The sequence below is a fragment of the Mycobacterium sp. TH-M116 genome, assembly GCF_057473685.1.
Map to the genome: position 1 here is coordinate 1 of NZ_JBYCLC010000219.1, position 2,186 is coordinate 2,186.

General features: G+C 72.9%; 1 protein-coding gene. It reads right to left on the minus strand.

Annotated features, from left to right (window positions below):
• Nucleotides 1-12: 12 nt before the first annotated feature.
• Nucleotides 13-2,186, minus strand: a 2,174-nt coding sequence (locus AC2VOK_RS11310; protein WP_428900552.1) for a 3'-5' exonuclease, incomplete at its 5' end; no start/stop codon positions are given.

Consider the following 2,186-nt stretch of genomic DNA (forward strand, 5'->3'; position numbering starts at 1 on the left):
CCTCGGGGAGCGTCACGACCCCCGCCTCCCCTGGTCGAGCAGATCCGACAGCGCCACCACCAGCGCGGCGGGCGCGCGCCAGCTGAAGACGCCGCACGGGTGCCCGTCGACTACCGGGGTGCCCACCCCGCACATACCCCGCACGAACAGGTACAGCACCCCGCCCAGGTGGGTCTGCGGGTCGTAGCCGGACACGCGCCACCGCAGAAAGCGGTGCGCTACCACGACATACAGCAGCGCCTGCAGCGGGTAGTCCGAATGCAGCATCGCCTCGGCCAACCGCGCGAAGCTGTAGTCGGCGGCGGTGTCGCCCAGCTTGTTGGTCTTGTAGTCGACCACCAGGTAGCCGCGCCCGGGCAGCCGCAGCACCACGTCGATCGAGCCCGCCAGGTACCCGCGCAGCGGCTGCGCCCCCCACCCCGGCGACATCAGTCGCTCGGCATACGGCGCCAGCGGGTCGGCGGCATCCAGGTGCGCGCCCAGTAGCTCACCCACGTCACTCAGGCACACCTCGGGTACGGCGCCACGCAGGTCGCCCCCGGCCAGCGGGATCTCGAAGTCCAGCTCGCGCAGGCGGTCCCGGACACCGATGTGTCGCAACGTCGCGCCCGGGGCCAGCGGTCCCAGCGGGGTGTCGTGCATCGCCACCAGCGCGGCACCCAGCTCGGCGGCATCGGCGTCGACGGGCCACCATGGCGCCTGCCGCCGTACCTGCTCGGTCAACTCGGCGGCCAGGTCGGGGGCCGACGGATCGGCCGTCTCCAGCGCCGCGTGCACCAGCGAGCCGAACGCCGGACCGCCCGGCATCGCCGCCAGCGGCGAGGGGAGGTCCGCGGAACCGACGGTGCCGGGTTCGGTCGAGACGACCGCCTCCACTTCGTCGTCGCGCGCGCCGACCTCGGGTTCGCTTGCCGCGCCGTAGGCCTGCGCCGCATGCACCAGCCCCGAGTACGACGTGCGTCGCCACCCGGTGTCGATGGTGCGGTGAAAGTGCCGAACCGCCAAGTCGCCTGCAGCGCCGGGCTTTCGGGCCGCCGCAGCGGGGACGATCACGGACTGCTCGACCGACGGGCCCCCCGCGGCCTCCCACCGCTTGAAGACCGCCCAGGCGTCCTCGTCGTCGACCCGCGGTGCGCACTGGTCGGGTACGGTCGCCTCGCCCGCGGCACGGCCGCGAAGCAGCCGCGAGAGCCCGCCGTTGACCTCGTCGCGGCTCGGCGCCCACCACGCCACCACCTGCGAGCACGCCCGGGTCAGCGCGACGTAGGTGAGCCGGATGGTGTCGCGCGCCTCCTCGGCGCGGTGCAACTCCTCGACGGCGTGGCGGTGCGGGCCGCGGCTCTTGCCACCGACGTACAGGCAGCGGGTGTCGGCGTCGTCGTGATAGCGCAGGATGTCGCCGTTACCGACGTAGCGGTTGAACGTGAAGGGCAGATACACGATCGGGAACTGCAGCCCCTTGGCCACGAACACCGTCATGATCTGCACGGCCGCGGCGTCGCTGTCGAGGCGGCGGTTGCGTTCGGTGACGCCCCGGCGAGCGTCGCATTGACGGCGCAGCCAGTCCCGCAGCGCCGGTAGGCCCAGGCCGTTCCGGTGCGCCGTTTCGTGCAGCAACTGCGCGATGTGCGCCAGATCGGTCATGTGCCGTTCACCGCCGCGTTCGCGCAGCACGCGACGGCCCATGCCGGCCAGCTGGGCCGCCTCCAACACCGCCGCCACCCCGCGCCGGCGGGCATGGTCGGCCCATTCGCGCAGCGTGCCGGCCACCCGATCGGTGAGCTTGTCCCCTTCGGCGGCAAGGATTTCGGCGGTTGCGCCGAAGAACATGGTGCAGGCGGCGGCGCGGACCAGCCCGCTGCGCTGCGGCGCGTCGAAGGCCTCCAGCAGGCACAGCCAGTCCCCGGCGGCCCGGGACGTGAAGACATCGGTGTCGCCGGTGTAGACGGCCGGCACCCCCGCTTCGGCCAGCGCATCCCGGCACGCACGCGCGTCGTCGTGGCGCTCGACGATCACCGCGATGTCACCCGCCCCGACGGGCCTGCCCGCATAGGTGGCGCCGCCGGCCAGCAGGCCCGCGATGTCGGCAGCCAGGTCTTGCGGAATGTGCCCGCGCAGCGTGTCGATCGGGATGGCGGTGCTGCCGGTGTAACCCAGTGACCGGCGTTTGACGACGCGCAGCCGAA